Raw genomic sequence first — 16637 nt, forward strand, 5'->3', positions numbered from 1 at the left:
GGGGGGGGGGGGCGCCCGTTCAACGGATCCTCCGGCCCCCCGGCGATGGGGGGGGCCGCTGGAGGCCATTACCTGAGGTGTCCGAGTAAACCGACTGCGCCCCCCGCCTTCACGGGGGCGACGGCATTGTTACGCCCGCTCATCCTTGGTCGAATCCATCACCACGTAGGTGCTGATCGAATGCACCTGCGGCAGCACCCCCAGCACCTCAGTGTGGAAATGCTTGTATGCCGCCAGATCGGCGGTCTCGATCCGCAGCAGATATTCGATAGCGCCGGTAATATTGTGGCATTCGCGCACTTCCGGCGCGCCCGCCATTGCGGCCTCGAAATCAGCTTGCGCCTTCTTGGTATGCGTCGACAGCCCGACCGTCACATAGGCAAGGAACCCCATCCCCAGCTTCGCGGGATCGATGGTGGCGCGGTAACCGGTGACGACCCCGCTCCGTTCCAGCTCCTGCACCCGCCGCAGACAGGCCGACGGCGACAGCCCGACGCGCTCGGCAAGTTCGAGGTTCGAGATTCGCCCGTCCCTTGACAGTTCGCGCAATATCTTGCGGCCAATATCGTCCATCTTGCTCATAGATTGCATATTATAGGAGATCAGCGCCATTCTTTGCAACCCATGCGCCGCAGGAACGCATTATGTTGCGCGCATGAACCAGACGACACTCCTTGCGCTCTCCGCCTTTGCCCTCGTCTCGTCGATCACGCCGGGGCCGAACAATATGATGCTGATGGCATCGGGCGCCAATTTCGGCCTCCGCCGCACCATCCCGCACGCGCTTGGGGTTGGCATCGGCTTTACGCTGATGATCATTCTCGTCGGACTGGGGCTGACGGGGTTGTTCGACCTGTTCCCGGTCCTCAATACCGTGCTCAAGGTCGTCAGCGTGGTCTATCTGCTCTGGCTCGCATGGAAGATCGCCAATGCCGCAGCCGCCGACACCGCAAGCGGCGCGCGCGCCAAACCGATGACGTTCGTTCAAGCGATGCTGTTTCAGTGGGTCAATCCCAAGGCCTGGTCGATGGCGCTGACCGCGATTGCGCTTTACGCGCCCGACCGCAATCTGGGCGCGGTGCTGCTCGTCGCGGTGATCTTCGGCCTCATCAACCTGCCCTCGACCAGCCTGTGGGCGGTCATGGGTCAGGTGCTGCGCGGCTGGCTGTCGAGCCCGGCGCGACTTCGCGCATTCAATTGGACGATGGCGGCGCTGCTGGTGGGATCGCTCGCGCTGCTGATCTGATTGCAAGGTTGCGGTTCGCAACCTATGCACGAAGCTCCCCTCTTCTGACCGGAGAACAGAGCCATGCAGAGTCGCCGTCTTGGCCAGAGCGCCATCCATGTGTCCGACATTTGCATGGGGACCATGACCTTCGGCAGCCAGACCGACGAGGCCGCGGCGTTCCGCATCCTCGATCGCTGCTTCGAGGCCGGGACCAACTTTTACGATACCGCCGAGGGCTATCCGGTGCCGCCCGACATCAAATGGGTCGGCCGCACCGAAGAGATCGTCGGGCGCTGGCTGAAGACCAAGCCGCGCGATGCGATCATCCTGGCGACCAAGGTATCGGGGCCGAGCCATGTGTGGTTCAAGTCGCCGTGCCGCAACGGGATGACCGCGCTCGACCGCAAGAATATCTTTCAGGCGATCGACGACAGCCTGACGCGGCTGCAGACCGACTATGTCGACCTCTACCAAACGCATTGGCCCGACCATGACGCGCCCTATGAAGAAATCATGGACGCGCTCGACGAGCTGGTCCGGATCGGCAAGGTCCGCATCCTCGGTTGCTCGAACGAAACGAGCTGGGGACTGATGAAATCGCTCGCGGCGTCCGACAAACTCGGCGTCGCGCGCTACCATACGATCCAGAATAATTTCAGCCTCAACAACCGCCGGTTCGAGGATGAGCTGAAACAGGTGTGCCGTCAGGAAGGCGTCAGCCTGATCCCCTACTCGCCGCTCGCCGGTGGGGTGTTGTCGGGCAAATATCAGGGCGGCGCGACGCCCGAAGGTGCGCGATTCTCGCGCTACCTCGCGATGGAAGGGCGGCAGGCCGCGATGGGCCAGCGCTTCGTAAATGAAAGGAGCCTCGCCGCTACCGCGCGCTACCTGCAGATCGCCGAAGACGCCGGGCTGCACCCGGTGACGATGGCGACCGCTTGGTCGAAACAGCATGATTTTGTCGCCTCGACGATCGTCGGGGTCAGCGCCGATGACCAGCTCCAGCCGATCCTCGATGCGATGGATCTGGTGCTGAGCGACGAGGTGATGACGGCACTACATAAGGTCAGCAAAGACATCCTCTATCCGATGGGCTGAACGGCTTGTGCGGCGCGCCGCGGCTGCTAATCTTCGTCCGAATTCAGCAAGGAACCCCGCCATGTCCCCCACCCGCCGCGCCTTCTTCGCCCTCGCCGCCTTCTCCGCCACCATCGGTGTCGCCCACGCCGCCAACCCGACGATGTTCCGCGATGCGGGCTGCGGCTGCTGCCTCAAATGGTTGGAACAGGTCAAAGCGTCGTTCGGTCAGAAGGCGGTCGTCGTCAATTCGACCGACATGGCCGCGGTCAAGGACAAACAAGGCGTGCCGCAGGCGCTGCGCAGCTGTCACACCGTGCTGGTCGGCGGCTACGTCATCGAAGGCCATGTCCCCGCCAAAGAAATCGCCCGGCTGCTCCGCGAAAAGCCCAAGGGCGTCAAAGGCCTTGCCGTCGCCGGGATGCCGATGGGATCGCCCGGCATGGAGCATGGCGACCACCGTGAGGCGTATAAGGTCATGACGTTCGGCAGCGGCGGCCAGCGCGTTTATGCGAGCTATGCGGCGAGCGGCGGCGCGCACGCCCACTGATCGGCAAAGCCTAGCTCCTTTCCCGTTCGTGTCGAGCGAAGTCGAGACACCGTGAGGGCTTGCGCCACAGATAGGTGTCTCGACTTCGCTCGACACGAAAGGGTTTGAGCGGTGACCGTTACAAACTCACCTTGAACAGCTCCAGCATCCGCGCCCATGCCTTTTCGGCGGCCGCTTCATTATAAGCGCGACCGTCGGGCGGGCACCAGCCGTGCATTGCGCCTTCATACACCTCGACCTCGTGCCATTGCTTGCGCGGTTCGAGCACCGCTTTCAGCAAGACCTTTTCGTTCGGCGTTTCCTTGTCGTCATTGTCGGCAATCGCAAACAGATAGCCCGCCCTGGTCAGGGGGATCAGCAGATGCGGACTGTCGGGATTGTCGGTGCCGACGCCGCCGCCGTGAAAGCTTGCTGCCGCACCGACGCGGTCGGGTTTCAACGCCGCGGTATAGATCGTCATCGGGCCGCCCATGCAGTAACCGGTAGCGGCAAGCTTGCGCGTCTTGTCGACCTCCTTCTGCGTGTCGAGGAACGCGAGATGCGCCGCGGCGTCGGTTTCGACCACCGGCTTGGTTAGCTGCTTCAGATAACCGAACAGCTTTTCGCGCACCGCCGGATCGCCCCAATCATTTGCGGCGTCAACGACCGGCGATTTCTGCCAGCGGTAGAAAGGGTTCACACACAGCACAGCATAGCCCTCACCCGCCAGCCGGTCGGCCATCTGGCGAAAGGCGGGGCGAAGCCCGCGGATGTCGGGCCAGATCAGCACCCCGGGATGCTTGCCACTGGTGGGTGCCACGAAATAGGCGTCGCAGATGCCCGCCGCGGTCGTAATCTCGACGTCGCGGCCTTTCACCGGTTTCCCCGCCATCGCCCGCGCCGGCAGTGCCGCGAGTAGTGCGCCAGCCCCCGCCAGCGCGGCAAAGCTGCGGCGGCCAACCGCCATCCCGGCGCGGTCCAGATCGGCTTCGGTGTCTTCGGTACACATGGCGCTCTCCTTGGGGCGGTTTCGGCAAAGCCGCAGAAAACTGCGCAACTTCACTCGCGATTGCATATGTCGTGCCGTGTTCGGGATCGAACAGGGTACCAAGCTAATCCAGCCGGATTTTGTAGGACAGCGTTTTTTGCAGTCGCAATCCTTCCCGTGGCGAAGTGTTCAGACCGGGGACATCGTTTTCAGTGGTTCGGAGACATCGTTTACACTTGTGGCTGGTTGGCCGGGGAGTGGAGCGATGCCGTTCGAAGGATTCAGTGCGATGTCTTTGAAGGAAGAGTTCGTCCGTCTGGCGCTGGTCGAAGGCGCCAATGTGAGTGAGCTGTGCCGACGGTTTGGCGTCTTGCGCCCGACTGGCCACAAGTGGCTGTCACGATACCGGCAGGCGGGATTAGCTGGTCTGGTCGAACGCTCGCGACGGCCCTTGCATTCGCCTTTGCGCTGTAGCGAAGCGATGGAAGCCGCAGTGCTTTCCATGCGCCGGGATCATCCGGCCTGGGGCGGGCGCAAGATTCGGCATTGGCTGCTGCGCGCGGGGCTGGCGGCTCCAGCGGCCTCGACGGTGACCGCGATCCTGGCACGGCACGGCGAGCGGCTTGGGCAGTTCGGCGGCGGATCGCAAAGCTTCATCCGCTTCGAGCACGAGGCTCCCAACGATCTGTGGCAGATGGATTTCAAGGGCCATGTCGCCCTGGGCAAGACGCTGGGCGCGCGGCTCTTTCCCTTGACGATTCTCGACGATCATTCACGCTTCGCTATCGATATCGGGGCGTGCCTCGATCAGTTGGGCACCACCGTCCAGACCCGGCTCGTCGCCGCTTTCCGGCGCTACGGTCTGCCGTGGCGGATTGCCGTGGACAATGGTGTGCCGTGGGGCACGACCTCGGACAACCCTTTCACGACCCTGTCCGTCTGGCTGATCGAACTTGGCGTCAGGGTCTCCCACTCCAGACACTATCATCCCCAGACGCTCGGCAAGGACGAGCGCTTCCACCGCAGCCTCAAGGCCGAAGCCATGGCGAACCCCTTCGGCTCGCTGAGCCATGCCCAGACCGCGTTCGACGCGTGGCGCCGCATCTACAATACCGAGCGGCCCCACGAGGCGCTCGCCTACGCGGTCCCCGCTGACCGCTACCGTCTGAGCCCGAGAGCCTTCTGCGAATACGTCCCTGCCTTCGAATATGGCCCAGACGACCGGTTCCGCAAGGTTCAGGCCAACGGCTGGGTCAGCTTCAAAAACCATCCCTTCCGGTTCCCCAAAGCGTTCATCGGAAAAACCATCGCCCTGCGACCTACACCGCGTGACGGCGAGTTCGATGCCTTCTTCCGGCATCAGAAAATCAAATCCATATCACTCCACGGCATTCCCAATGAAACGCGAGGCCTGTAAACGATGTCTCCGAACACCTATCAGTCATGTCCCCAGTCTGAACACGAAGCCATGGGGAGGGGGACCACCCAAAGGGTGGTGGAGGGGCGGCGAAGTGGCGCCAAAGCCCCTCGTCAGCGCTTCCCGCTGCCACCTCCCCATCGCTGCGCGACAGGGAGGATTATGGTGCGACGACCGTCAGGCTCTCTATCTCACCATAGGTCAGTGCCACATGATGCACCCCGACCGCGCGCAGCAGTTCACCGTGCGCGGCGCGATCGACGATATGCCCGGCGCCGCAAAAACCGACCACGGTCATCCCCGCCGCCAGCGCGGCCAACGCCCCGGTCGGCGAATCCTCGATCGCCAGGCACTGCGGGGGATCGACGCTCAGCCCTTTGGCGGCGGCTAGGTAAATGTCGGGAAACGGCTTGCCGCGATCCCAGCCGTCGGCGCTGTACACATGATCGCCGAAATGATCCCCCAGCCCGAACAGGCCGAGCGCCCAGCCGATATATTCGGCGCGGCTCGACGACGCGATTGCGCGGGGCGTTGACCCCAGCTTCGCAAGAAAATCGGCGGCGCCGGGGACCGCGTCAAACCCCTCCATGAACCGGCCCCGCGCCCGTTCGCGGTGCTGTTCACGAAAATCGGCGGGCAGCGAACGGCCGAACCGCGCCTCGATCCGCCGCTGCGTCTCCTGCCAGTTGTGCCCATAATAGTCGCGCAGGCACTCGTCATAGCTCGACGGCATCCCGACCGCGGTCAGGCTCTCGGCGAGCGACAGGTTCGCGCGCACCTCGCTGTCGGCGATGACACCGTCGAAATCGAAAATGATCGCGGCGAAACTCATGGCAATCCTACAATCTTCATACTTCGCACCTAGAGCCTCGACCACCAGGAGACATCGGCATGAAATTCATCGAACTCAAGTCGCGCGGCGGCAATTATCTGGTCGTCGCCGAAAATGTCGCCTGGCTCCGCGACTATGAAAATGGCCAGACCCAGGTCGGCATGGTCGGCGGCGCGCCGCTGCTGGTCGCGGGCAAGATCGAGGACGTCGCGGCGTCGATTCTGGCGCAGGCGAATTTGGTCAGTTAGCCGTCCGATCAGGGCATAACCGCCGCGTCGCGGACGAAGCCCCACGGCCCCTCTCCCGTCCAGTCGCGCCCGTCGGGAAAGCTGAGCTTCACCCCGCTGAGCTGCGCCGGATCGAACAGCCGCATGTTGACACCCATCATATCAACCTCGCCGCCCATTCGCTCGATCAGCCCCGCAGTCGCCGACCAGTGCGTCACGCAGCCGCAGGTCGCGCAAAAATGCAGATCCGAATTGGGGTTTGCGCGGTCGGCGCGATTATAGGTCCGCGTCGCTCCCTCGATCACCACGTCACGCGGCGAATAATAGGCCCAGAGGATGCCATGGGAAAAGCAGAGCGAGCAATTGCACTCGGCAATTTCCTCGGGCGCCTCGGCGAGCCGCACCGACACGGCGCCGCAGTGGCAAGTGGTGTTCCAGCTCATGTCGAAATCATAACCCTACGTTTGCGCATGACATTGCCTATCACGAGGCCAAGCCCCGGCTCGGCAAGCTGACCCGCATCAACCGCTTCACGCGACACCGGATAAAATTCGGAAGCGCGATAGCCCACTCCAATCGCAAGCAACTCTGGGGTCTTCGCATCCAACAATGTATCGCGGACCTTGAGGAAATGCCGGTGCATGTAGGACGGCCCGTTCGCAAAAAGCGTAGCGTCATTGACGGGCGCTCCGTCGCTTACGACAAGCAGAATGCGCCGTCTTTCCGAACGGCTATTCAGGTAGGCGGCACCCCATTCCAAAGCTCGGCCATCGACATTTTCGCGCAAGACATCCGGATTGAGCATCTGCCGCCAAGCATTTTCTTCCAGGTCCGTACTGTCGAACGGCCGGTAAACGATGTGAAGCAGCGCGCACAAACGCCCCGGCCGCGCAGGGCGCCTTTCGCGCCGCCATTTACGCCGCGCAAAGCCGCCATGCCACCCGGCAGTGGTATAGCCGGCGACAGCAACATTTGCACCGCGACGGGCCAGCTCATCCGATAGACGGCGCACGCCTGCGGCGGCACATGCCATGGGCTCTCCGCGCATCGAACCCGATTGATCGATCATCAGCAGGACGGCCGCATCGCGCAGCGTATCAGCCTCGTCCGCTTCCAACGGCAACAGCTCGGCGAGCTGACCATAGAAACTTCGGCAAGAGCAATCTGCGCGCGCCACTTCCAATCGTTCTTTTCGTGATATCCCTTCGCAACGTCGGGACTTGCCTCACGCAAGATCGCAGGCAGGTCCGTTGCGGCAATCACTCGGTCGAATTCTCGCGTGAAGATTTGATAGGGCTCGTCTTCCGGTCCATCTTCAACCATCACCTCAGCGCGGCGATCGAACGCAATCGCCATTGCCGCGATGGCAATAAACACCGCCAGCACGATCCCGATTTCGGTCCATGCGGAACTCATATTTTCATCGCGATATCGCCCTCACTCGACCGTCACCGACTTCGCCAGATTGCGCGGCTGATCGACGTCCGTCCCCTTCGCCACCGCGACATGGTACGCGAGCAGTTGCACCGGCACCGCATAGACCAGCGGCGCGATCAGCGGGTGGACTTTGGGCATTTCGATCGTTGCCATGCAGCCGTCACCTGCTTCGGCGATGCCGTCGGCGTCCGAAATCAGCACGACCTTGCCGCCGCGCGCCATCACTTCGTGCATGTTGCTGACGGTCTTTTCGAACAGCGGGCCACTGGGCGCGAGGACGATCACCGGGACCGATTCGTCGATCAGCGCGATGGGGCCGTGCTTCATTTCACCCGACGCATAGCCTTCTGCGTGGATGTACGAGATTTCCTTGAGCTTGAGCGCGCCCTCCATCGCCAGCGGATAGTCGGGGCCGCGGCCAAGGTAGAGCACGTCGCGTGCCGGGGCGATCAGGTGCGCCATTGCGGCGATATCATCGTCATGGCTCAGCGCGGCGTTAAGCGCCGCGGGCGCCTCGATCAGATGCTTGACGATCTCATGCTCCTCGTCGGCGCTGAGCTTGCCCTTTTTGAGCGCGAGATGCGCCGCCAGCGCCGCGAGCACCGCGAGCTGGCAAGTGAAGGCCTTGGTCGACGCGACGCCGATTTCGGGACCGGCATGGGTCGGGAGCAGCAGGTCGGCCTCGCGCGCCATGCTGCTGGTCGGGACGTTGACGACGACCGCTATCGTTTGGCCGTTCGCCTTGCAATGGCGTAGCGCCGCGAGCGTGTCGGCGGTCTCGCCCGATTGCGAAATGAACAGCGCGAGCCCGCCGGGTTGCAGTACCGGGTCGCGGTAACGAAACTCGCTGGCGACATCGATGTCGACGGGGACGCGCGCGAAGGTCTCGAACCAATATTTGGCGACCATGCCGGCATAGAAGCTGGTGCCGCACGCGACGATGGTGATGCGGTCGATCTTCGACAGGTCGAAATCCATCTGCGGCAGCGCGACGGTCTGCTCGAGCGGGCGGATGTAGGAGGAGAGCGTCTGTGCGACCACGGTCGGCTGCTCGAAAATCTCTTTCTGCATGAAGTGGCGGTAATTACCCTTTTCGACCGCGGCGGCGGTGACGCCCGAGGTGGTGATCTCGCGCGTCACCGGATTGTTGGCGCTGTCGTAAATCTGCGCGCCGTCGCGGGTGATGACGACCCAGTCGCCCTCGTCGAGATAGGCAATTTTCTGCGTCAGCGGCGCGAGCGCGAGCGCGTCGCTACCGAGATAGGTTTCACCCTCGCCATAACCGACGACCAGCGGCGAGCCGAGGCGCGCGCCGATGAGCAGGTCGGGATGCTGGCGAAAGGCGATCGCGAGCGCAAATGCACCGCGCAGTTGGGGCAGCACGGTCTTGACTGCATCCTGCGGCGACAAGCCCGTCTCGACCTGCTCACTCACCAGATGCGCGACCACCTCAGTGTCGGTCTCGCTCTCGAAGCTGCGGCCGCGCGCTTGCAACGCCTCGCGCAGCGGCTTGAAATTTTCGATGATCCCGTTGTGGACGAGTGCAACTTCGCCCGTCGCGTGCGGGTGTGCGTTGCTGGTCGTCGGCGCGCCGTGAGTTGCCCAGCGGGTGTGGGCGATACCGACAGTGCCCTGCGCGGGATTGCCCGCGAGCTCCTTGACCAGATTGCCCAGCTTGCCCTCGGCGCGACGGCGGATCAGCTGGCTATCCTGCACGGTGCAGACGCCCGCGCTGTCATAGCCGCGATATTCCATCCGCTTCAGCCCATCGACGAGGCGATCGGCGACCTGCTCCTTGCCGATAATTCCGATAATTCCGCACATCTAATTTGCCTTTGATCCGACTTTGTAGGGGACGCGGATGCCGGGCATTTCTGCCGGGAAATCCTTTGTATTTCTTGTCACGAGAATACGGCCAGAAACCTGTGCCGAAGCAAGGATGATGGCATCGGGCGATTTCAGTGACTTGCGTTGATGGCGAAGCGCCGCCGCCCGTCGGGCGATTTCTTCATCGATTTCGCTCATCGCAAAGAGACGCAGAAACTCCTCCGTCTCAGTCGCCGCGCTGTCGGGAACACCCGACATAACCTCGATCCATGTCATCCTGCTGATCCATGCGCGGGTGACGTTACGCACTTCGGCCCATGCTGCAGGGCGATCGTGCAGCATATCGATGACGATATTGGTATCGAAAAAGCGCTCGCTCACGCGGCGCTGCGTTTCTTTTTGGGTGGCGCGACGTCGCCGACATCGGGCCATTCGTCACGCAACTGACGTTCATATTCCAGACCATCGACGCGCGAACCGTGCCGCTCCCACAAGCCGAAATATTTCTCGAAGCCTTGTTTGGAACCTGCATCGAGATAATTCTGGATGGCTTCCCGCAAAACAGCCGCGCGCGATTTGCCGTCACGTCGCGCAATGGCGTCGAGCCGTTTCACGTCTTCGTCCGGAACCTCGGTGAGTATGCGAGTCATGATATACTGATATCATATCATGATATCATGTCAAGCCCCACACATACGCTCAAGCCACTTGTCGATGAGCAGCGCCAGCAACGCGATCACAACCACGCCCCACAGGATCAGGGCGACGCTGACGAGCATCTGCGGCACGCTCTGCTGGGTCGGGTCGAGGAAATAAAGCGTACCAGCCGTCGAACGCACCACGACCGAGCGCATGGACAAGGTAGGCGAAGGGAAATGCGACTGCCCAAAGCGCACTCCGCCAGCCAAGCCCGCCGTGCGGCGCGGCGAGCCACGCGAGCAGGAAGAGCAGTGGGCTCGCATCGTGCAGCGCATGGTCGGCGACCGCCTGCCAGCCTTGCGGGCTCCAGATATGGCGCAGCAGTAGCGAATAGACGATGCCGACGAGCAGGATCGCAACCAGCGCGGCGTAGCGGGTGGGCGCGGACGCGAGCCATCGCTGCGGCGCCAGCGCCGCCGTGCTCGCCACCAGCGCGACGAACAGGTTTGTCAGGATTGTGAAGAAGCCGACGAAACGCCACAGGGCCTCGCCGAATGTCTGTCCTGTTTCGGCGAATCGCCCAGCGAGAACGGCAAGTTGGAGCGCCAAAGCAGCCCAGGCAACAACCGCCGACAGCGCATGAAGCAGGCGCTCCCGCGTGCCCATCTCAGCCATTTTGCAAATTCCGGTCCACAAACAGATAGGCGAATTGCACCGGATCGGGCGCGGCACCGTTGCCTGCCTCGAACCGCGTCTGGCCGTCGGTCCAGATCTTGCGGATCTGCGCGGGCAGTTCGGGTCCGAATTTCATCTGCTGTTCGACGATCCGCTCCCAGCTGCCCGTCAAACCGAAACTCTGTTCGAGCTGCGGCACCATCGCCTTGCAATAGGTTTCGGTCGCGGAATCCAGATGCCCGATCGCCTTCAGCACCCAGGCGTCGACAAAGCGCAGGAACGGCTTGTCGGTATAACGGTCGGTCACGGGTTTTTCTCCATTGTCCATTCGTCGCGCAGCAAGCCGAAAATCAGCGAATCGCGCACGCCGATATGCGTTTCCCACTCTCCGCGCAGACGGCCTTCATATTGAAAGCCAAGACGTTCGAGCAGCGCGATCGATCCGCGATTCTCCGGATCGGTATCGGCAAAGATGCGCCGCAGTTTCAGTTCGGCAAAGCCATAGTCGATGACGCGCGCCACCGCTTCGCGCGCGACCCCGCCGCGCCAATGGTCGCGGTGCAGGATATAGCCGATTTCTTTCACATCGGGCTTGGCGTCGATCAGGATCACCCAGCCGATCGCGACATCATCACGCAGGGTGATCGCCCAGCACTGATAGTCGCGTCCCTCGATCGCATTGTAGGCGACATAGTCTTCGGTTTCGGCGAGCGATTGGTGCGGGCCGCTCGACCACCAATTCATCACGTCGGCATCGGACAGCACCGGAAACAGCGCGGCGGCATCGTCCGCGCGAATCTGGCGCAGCACGAGCCGCGGGGTGATCAGCGCCGGCACAGGCATGATCCCTACTTGCCCGCCTTTTTCTTGCGCATCGCATCGTGGAAACGGTCGGCCCAGCCGGGTTTGACCATTTGTTCGGCCCGGACCATGCGCAGGTCGCCAGCCGCGACGTCGCGCGACACCGCGCTGCCCGCAGCAACGATCGCATCGCGGCCGATGGTGACGGGGGCGATCAGCGCGCTGTTGCTGCCAATGAAGGCGTTTTCGCCGATCACCGTCTGATATTTGAAATAGCCGTCGTAATTGCAGGTGATCGTCCCCGCGCCGATGTTGGCGCCCGCGCCGATCGTCGCGTCACCCAGATAGGTCAGGTGGTTGGCCTTAGCGCCTTTGCCCAGCACCGCCTTTTTGGTTTCGACAAAATTGCCGATCTTGACCTTTTCGCCCAGCACGGTGCCGGGGCGCAGCCGCGCGAAGGGACCGACTTCGCAGCCGGAGCCGATGGCGGTGCCTTCGATATGGCAGTTCGCGCGGATCTTCACATTATCGGCGACGGTGACGCCCGGGCCGAAAAACACATTGGGCTCGATCAGCACGTCGCGGCCGAGTTGCGTATCCCAGGCGAACCACACTGTGTCGGGCGCAATCAGGCTGGCACCGTCGGCCATCGCCTGCACCCGCCGTCGCGCCTGCCATTCGCCTTCCATCGCCGCGAGTTCGCCGCGGCTGTTGATCCCGGCGACGTCATAAGGGTCGGTGACGACCACCGCACAATGCCGCCCGTCCGCATTGGCGATATTGACGATATCGACGAGGTAAAATTCCTTCGCCGCATTGTCGTCGGTCACCCGCGCCAGCAGCGCGAAGAGGTCTGTCGACTTCGCCGCCATCAACCCCGAATTGCACAGCCGCACCGCGCGCTCGGCGTCGGTCGCGTCTTTATGCTCGACCATCTTGGACACGCGGTCGCCTTCAGTGATGACGCGGCCATATTGCTGCGCATCGTCGGGCTCGAACGCAAGCACGACGACCGCGGGCGCATCATCGGCGTTCAGCCGGTCGATCATCGCTTGCATCGTGGCGGCAGGGACAAAGGGAACGTCGCCGTAAAGGATCAGCACATCGCCATCGAAACCCGCGAGCGCAGCTTCGGCCTGCTGCACCGCATGACCGGTGCCCAGCTGCGGATCCTGCACTGCCAAGTCCGCGGTGCCCGCCAATGCGGCCTCGAGCTGGTCGGCCTTGTCGCCGACGATGACGACCTTTTTCGCGGGATCCAGCGCGTCGACGCTGGCCATCAGGTGTAGCAGCATCGGCCGCCCGGCGATCGGATGCAGCACCTTGTGCAGGTCGGATTTCATGCGGGTACCCTTGCCCGCGGCAAGGACGATGGCGGCGATAGGATTGCTCATGCGCGCTGCCATGCCAGCAAATCATTGCGGTTTCCAGAGCGTCGCGCCATGCGCCCTCTCAAACCCGTTCGCATCGAGCGCAGTCGAGAGGCCTGTCGTCCATGCCCGCCTTATAGGTGTCTCGACTTCGCTCGACACACACGGAATTCAGGAGGTGCCGTTTGAGTTTCCCCTTCGCGATCGTCGGCTTCGACCTCGACGGCACGCTGGCCGATACCGCGGGCGACCTGAGCGCGGCGGTCAACCATGCGCTGGTCCTCGCCGCGCGCGCGCCGCTGACCGAGGCCAAGGTGCGGCCCGTGATCGGGCTGGGCGCACGGCACATGCTCGAACAGGGATTCGCCGCAACCGGCGGCATTCCGGGCGGCGATTTCGAGCGGCTCTATCGCGAATTGCTGCGGTTCTACGAAGCACATATCGCGGTCCACAGCCGCGTCTTCCCTGGCTTGATAGCCGCGCTCGATCGGCTCGATACGCTCGGGGTGAAGACCGCAGTGGTCACCAACAAGCGCGAAGATATGGCGCGTAAGCTGCTCGGCGAGCTCGGGCTGGCCGACCGGATGGCGACGATCATCGGCGGCGACACGCTCGGGGCGGGCAACGCCAAACCCTCCCCCGCGCCGATCATTGAAATGGTCGCCCGCTGCGGCGGCGGGCGCGCGGCGTTTGTCGGGGACAGCATCTATGACGTGACGGCCGCGAACTGCGCCGGGGTGACCAGCATTGCGGTCAGCTTCGGTTTTCTGGATCGGCCTGCCGACGAGCTTGACGCGGATCATGTCATCGACCATTTCGACGACCTTGTGCCGCTGTTGACGCGCCTCTAACGCTTCCGCCATTTCGTCCATAAATGCTGCGCCAGCATCGTCGGCGGCATCCGCAGCCAGTGCGAGCGGATGTAGAAGGCTTGCTCAAGCAGCGGTCGGGTCACCCGTCCCCAATCGTCGCGGGCGAAGAGGCGCTCGCGAAACCAGCGGTCGGTCGCCTCCGGCCCGCTCCATCCTGCGGGTAGCACCGCACCGTACAGATCCCGCGACAGCCGGGCCGCACGCTGCACCGCATCCAGCAAGCCATGCAGCCTCGCGCGCACATCGAGTTGCTCCCAAAACCGCGGATCCGCCACCGCAAAATCGCGCGTCATCAGATGGAAATCCCACAGGTTGCGCAGGCCACCCTGCAAATCGCCGTCGGCCAGCATGTGCGCGGCGCAGTGACAGGCCATGTCGGCGGGGTTGAGCACCGCAAAGCCGTCGGCACTCGTCACCGCGTCGCTGACCAGCGCCAGCGCATCGGGCGTGATCCGGTGGGTGCGCGGCAGGATCGTGTGGTGGACGTCGATCATCCGGTCGCGCGATTTGTGGATCAGCGGCGGCAACTCGTGCATATGCTCGCGGTAGTAGAAATCGTCATAGGGGTCCGATTTGACCCACTCCCACTCCGCATTGAGCAAGGCATTCTCTGCCCGGCGGATATCCGACGCGAGCACCAATATGTCGAGGTCGCCGATCTGGCGCCCCGCCGCGCACGCCATGCCCGCTGCAGCGTAGGCAGCGCCTTTGAGCAGCACAAATTCGATCCCGACCGGCGCCAGCGCGCGTCGCGCCATCTCGGCCTCCCACAGCGCCTGCCGCTGGGCAACCGCCCCGGCGGCGCGCTGATCGACGAACAGCGCAGCGACAGTCGGTGGCAGGTCGGCGCCTGCCAACCGATGCGCGAGCGTCGCCAGCATCGCTTCGCTGCGCGCAACCCCGATGACTCCGTCCCAATCGCGCGACGCGAGCGAAGACGCCTCGCGGCGTCCGGCGAGCAGGTCAACAAAGGTCTGTACCGCGCTCACTTCGCCGCCTCGGCCCACAACTGCTCAACCAGCGCGATACCCGTCACACTATCGGGATAGGAAATGCCAAACGCCGGGGTCTCGCGCACCAGCCGCGTCAGCGCCGCGAACCCCGCCTCGCCCAGCGCGACATAGTTGGTCGACGCTTCGGTCAGCCGCACGAATGCCTCACCCTCGCCCATCGGCTCGATCGCTGCATCGCCGCCAAAGCGCGGGAACAGCAACAACGCCGGACGCGCGGGTTCGTGCATCGCCGCAATCGCGTCGGCGCGCGGGATCAGGTGGCGGATGTCGCCCTTCGGCGTGCCCGCCATCAGCGGCCCCAGCCGCGCCGCATCGACCCGCGCGGCGACCGCGGCGATCGCTTCATTCTTCAGGCTGACGCCGCGCGGGAAGGCCAACGCATCGCCGCTCACCGGCTCGATGAGCGTGAATTCGTCGCCCATCAGGCGCCAGTCGCCCTCCCCGAGCAACGCCGCCAGTGTCGATTTGCCCGACCCCGATTCCCCGGACATGATCAGCGCACGGCCATCCTTTGCAACCGCACTCGCATGGAGCAGCATATGCCGCCGCCACCCCAGCGCGACCTGCAAGTTCATCCCCATTTCGGCGGCGAGCAGCCCCATCGACAGCGGCAGCGGCAGCGCGTCGGGAACGACGAAGTCGCCACCGATATGGACCGAAGGCCGCACCCAGCGCCGCCACGGCCGCGCCGCGAACAGCCGCACCGTGGCATCGGCGGGGCGTGTTTCGTCCTGCGGATAGCCGCGGTACAGATGTTCAAGCGCCGCAATCGGTGCGGCCCAGTCGCTGCCGATGCGAAACTGCACCGGGCCGACCGCAATGCGAATACTGTGCCTCACGCGCGCGCCACCAGCCCCATCGCCGCCAGCTCGCTCAGCCGCTCAGCGAGGATCGGCTGCACATCGTCTACGCCGTCGAAGTCGAAGCTTTCGGCGAGCTGCGCCGCAAGCGTCACCGCCTCGCAACCGTCCGCCACCATGGCTTCCAGGATTTCGGGCATCGGCGATACCACCAGATGCGTCTGCATCGATCGGCGGTCGAAAATCGCGGTCAATTCGCCCAGCGGCTCGACGCGCAGTGCGTCTGGCGGCGCGGCGCGGTAAATCGGGTCAGGCATAATCTTCGGCGGCGGCGGTCAGCTTGGCTAGGATCGCCATCATCGTCGCGCGCTCGGCGGGCGTAATGTTCGATTCGAGCTGCGCCTCGCTCGCCAGCGCCGCGGGAACGATCGCGTCGTACAGCGACCATCCGGTCTCGGTGAGTTCGAGATGGTGCGACCGCCCGTCGACCGCATGCGCCTGCCGCGCGATCAATTGCCGCTCGGCGAGCGCTTTGGCGGCGCGGTTGACGGTCACCTTGTCCATCCGCGTCGCCTCGACCAACTCGCGCTGCGTCTTGGGCTTGCCTTCGCCCAGCACCGCCATCAACCGCCACTCGGGGATCTTCAGTCCAAAGCGGTTCTGATATTCGGCCGCGATCCGTTCGGACAACGCGTTCGACGCGATCGACAGGCGATAGGGCAGGAAATTGTCGAGGTTCAGTTTTTTGGCGGCCATGGTCTAACCTTATCGACTGTTTGTCGCCTGTGAAGCCTCGTCATGCAAAGTTTCTGGAACGATTCTCGCTCCCGAATCCGTCATTTCGCGCGCAGCGAAGTAATATTGCGTGACGATAACCGCTATGGATTTGTTAGCCGCGCTGGCAA

The 16637-nt window shown here is 63.5% G+C and carries 22 protein-coding genes and 1 pseudogene; 6 read left to right on the plus strand and 17 right to left on the minus strand.

Annotated features, from left to right (window positions below):
* Positions 1-129: 129 nt before the first annotated feature.
* Positions 130-582, minus strand: a complete 453-nt coding sequence (locus K0M74_RS16000; protein WP_293974706.1) for an Lrp/AsnC family transcriptional regulator — start codon at positions 580-582, stop codon at positions 130-132.
* A 73-nt stretch (positions 583-655) separates the two neighbouring features.
* Here K0M74_RS16000 and K0M74_RS16005 point away from each other — a divergent pair, with 73 nt between their 5' ends.
* The 3 genes from K0M74_RS16005 to K0M74_RS16015 all read left to right on the plus strand — a co-directional run bounded on the left by K0M74_RS16005 (position 656) and on the right by K0M74_RS16015 (position 2855).
* Positions 656-1246 carry a LysE family translocator gene (locus K0M74_RS16005; protein ID WP_293974709.1) on the plus strand — a complete coding sequence of 197 codons (591 nt, stop codon included), beginning with the start codon at positions 656-658 and terminating at the stop codon, positions 1244-1246.
* Positions 1247-1360: 114 nt separating this feature from the next.
* On the plus strand, positions 1361-2326 hold the full coding sequence (locus tag K0M74_RS16010) for an aldo/keto reductase (protein ID WP_293974712.1): 966 nt from the start codon (positions 1361-1363) through the stop codon (positions 2324-2326).
* Between the two features lie 61 nt (positions 2327-2387).
* On the plus strand, positions 2388-2855 hold the full coding sequence (locus tag K0M74_RS16015; protein WP_293974715.1) for a DUF411 domain-containing protein: 468 nt from the start codon (positions 2388-2390) through the stop codon (positions 2853-2855).
* A gap of 118 nt (positions 2856-2973) precedes the next feature.
* On the opposite strand, the gene K0M74_RS16020 is transcribed toward K0M74_RS16015, so the two are convergent.
* Complete coding sequence (locus tag K0M74_RS16020; RefSeq protein ID WP_293974719.1) at positions 2974-3843, minus strand: dienelactone hydrolase family protein; 870 nt, start codon at positions 3841-3843, stop codon at positions 2974-2976.
* Positions 3844-4087: 244 nt separating this feature from the next.
* Between K0M74_RS16020 and K0M74_RS16025 the strand changes: the two are divergent.
* A pseudogene (locus K0M74_RS16025) lies at positions 4088-5280 on the plus strand (IS481 family transposase).
* Positions 5281-5399: 119 nt separating this feature from the next.
* Here K0M74_RS16025 and K0M74_RS16030 read toward each other — a convergent pair.
* Positions 5400-6071 carry an HAD family phosphatase gene (locus K0M74_RS16030; protein WP_293974722.1) on the minus strand — a complete coding sequence of 224 codons (672 nt, stop codon included), beginning with the start codon at positions 6069-6071 and terminating at the stop codon, positions 5400-5402.
* A 59-nt stretch (positions 6072-6130) separates the two neighbouring features.
* Here K0M74_RS16030 and K0M74_RS16035 point away from each other — a divergent pair, with 59 nt between their 5' ends.
* A complete protein-coding gene (locus K0M74_RS16035; protein WP_293974725.1) occupies positions 6131-6319 on the plus strand; it encodes a hypothetical protein in 189 nt (62 codons plus the stop codon).
* Between the two features lie 8 nt (positions 6320-6327).
* On the opposite strand, the gene K0M74_RS16040 is transcribed toward K0M74_RS16035, so the two are convergent.
* The 10 genes from K0M74_RS16040 to glmU are packed head-to-tail and all read right to left on the minus strand — an operon-like array spanning position 6328 to position 13071.
* A complete protein-coding gene (locus K0M74_RS16040) occupies positions 6328-6741 on the minus strand; it encodes an aldehyde-activating protein (protein WP_293974728.1) in 414 nt (137 codons plus the stop codon).
* Positions 6738-7421, minus strand: a complete 684-nt coding sequence (locus K0M74_RS16045; RefSeq protein WP_293974731.1) for a hypothetical protein — start codon at positions 7419-7421, stop codon at positions 6738-6740. The genes K0M74_RS16040 and K0M74_RS16045 overlap by 4 nt, the downstream gene beginning before the upstream one ends.
* Positions 7367-7714, minus strand: coding sequence for a hypothetical protein (locus K0M74_RS16050; RefSeq protein WP_293974734.1), 348 nt, complete (start codon positions 7712-7714; stop codon positions 7367-7369). Before K0M74_RS16050 ends, K0M74_RS16045 begins: the two co-directional genes overlap by 55 nt.
* Positions 7715-7735: 21 nt before the next feature.
* Positions 7736-9559: a glutamine--fructose-6-phosphate transaminase (isomerizing) gene (glmS, locus tag K0M74_RS16055; RefSeq protein WP_293974737.1), complete on the minus strand. Its 1824-nt coding sequence runs from the start codon at positions 9557-9559 to the stop codon at positions 7736-7738.
* A complete protein-coding gene (locus K0M74_RS16060) occupies positions 9560-9943 on the minus strand; it encodes a type II toxin-antitoxin system VapC family toxin (protein ID WP_293974740.1) in 384 nt (127 codons plus the stop codon).
* Positions 9940-10212 carry a ribbon-helix-helix domain-containing protein gene (locus K0M74_RS16065; RefSeq protein ID WP_293974742.1) on the minus strand — a complete coding sequence of 91 codons (273 nt, stop codon included), beginning with the start codon at positions 10210-10212 and terminating at the stop codon, positions 9940-9942. Before K0M74_RS16065 ends, K0M74_RS16060 begins: the two co-directional genes overlap by 4 nt.
* 49 nt (positions 10213-10261) lie before the next feature.
* Positions 10262-10876 (minus strand): Pr6Pr family membrane protein, encoded by a 615-nt coding sequence (locus tag K0M74_RS16070; RefSeq protein ID WP_293974745.1) that lies wholly within the window; start codon positions 10874-10876, stop codon positions 10262-10264.
* Positions 10869-11183: a hypothetical protein gene (locus K0M74_RS16075; protein WP_293974748.1), complete on the minus strand. Its 315-nt coding sequence runs from the start codon at positions 11181-11183 to the stop codon at positions 10869-10871. Before K0M74_RS16075 ends, K0M74_RS16070 begins: the two co-directional genes overlap by 8 nt.
* Positions 11180-11719 (minus strand): GNAT family N-acetyltransferase, encoded by a 540-nt coding sequence (locus tag K0M74_RS16080; protein WP_293974751.1) that lies wholly within the window; start codon positions 11717-11719, stop codon positions 11180-11182. The genes K0M74_RS16075 and K0M74_RS16080 overlap by 4 nt, the downstream gene beginning before the upstream one ends.
* 5 nt (positions 11720-11724) lie before the next feature.
* Positions 11725-13071, minus strand: a complete 1347-nt coding sequence (gene glmU / locus K0M74_RS16085) for a bifunctional UDP-N-acetylglucosamine diphosphorylase/glucosamine-1-phosphate N-acetyltransferase GlmU (RefSeq protein ID WP_293974754.1) — start codon at positions 13069-13071, stop codon at positions 11725-11727.
* A 161-nt stretch (positions 13072-13232) separates the two neighbouring features.
* Between glmU and K0M74_RS16090 the strand changes: the two genes are divergently transcribed.
* Positions 13233-13898: an HAD-IA family hydrolase gene (locus K0M74_RS16090; RefSeq protein ID WP_293974757.1), complete on the plus strand. Its 666-nt coding sequence runs from the start codon at positions 13233-13235 to the stop codon at positions 13896-13898.
* Here K0M74_RS16090 and K0M74_RS16095 read toward each other — a convergent pair.
* Genes K0M74_RS16095 through K0M74_RS16110 form a run of 4 tightly spaced genes read right to left on the minus strand, consistent with a single transcriptional unit; the run spans position 13895 to position 16488 of the window.
* On the minus strand, positions 13895-14908 hold the full coding sequence (locus tag K0M74_RS16095; protein ID WP_293974760.1) for a nucleotidyltransferase family protein: 1014 nt from the start codon (positions 14906-14908) through the stop codon (positions 13895-13897). The genes K0M74_RS16090 and K0M74_RS16095 overlap by 4 nt on opposite strands.
* A complete protein-coding gene (locus tag K0M74_RS16100; RefSeq protein ID WP_293974763.1) occupies positions 14905-15771 on the minus strand; it encodes an HprK-related kinase A in 867 nt (288 codons plus the stop codon). Before K0M74_RS16100 ends, K0M74_RS16095 begins: the two co-directional genes overlap by 4 nt.
* On the minus strand, positions 15768-16049 hold the full coding sequence (locus K0M74_RS16105; protein WP_293974766.1) for an HPr-rel-A system PqqD family peptide chaperone: 282 nt from the start codon (positions 16047-16049) through the stop codon (positions 15768-15770). Before K0M74_RS16105 ends, K0M74_RS16100 begins: the two co-directional genes overlap by 4 nt.
* Positions 16042-16488: a MarR family winged helix-turn-helix transcriptional regulator gene (locus tag K0M74_RS16110; RefSeq protein WP_293974769.1), complete on the minus strand. Its 447-nt coding sequence runs from the start codon at positions 16486-16488 to the stop codon at positions 16042-16044. Before K0M74_RS16110 ends, K0M74_RS16105 begins: the two co-directional genes overlap by 8 nt.
* Positions 16489-16637 lie beyond the last annotated feature (149 nt).

The organism is Sphingopyxis sp., from assembly GCF_019459305.1.
GTDB lineage: Bacteria > Pseudomonadota > Alphaproteobacteria > Sphingomonadales > Sphingomonadaceae > Sphingopyxis.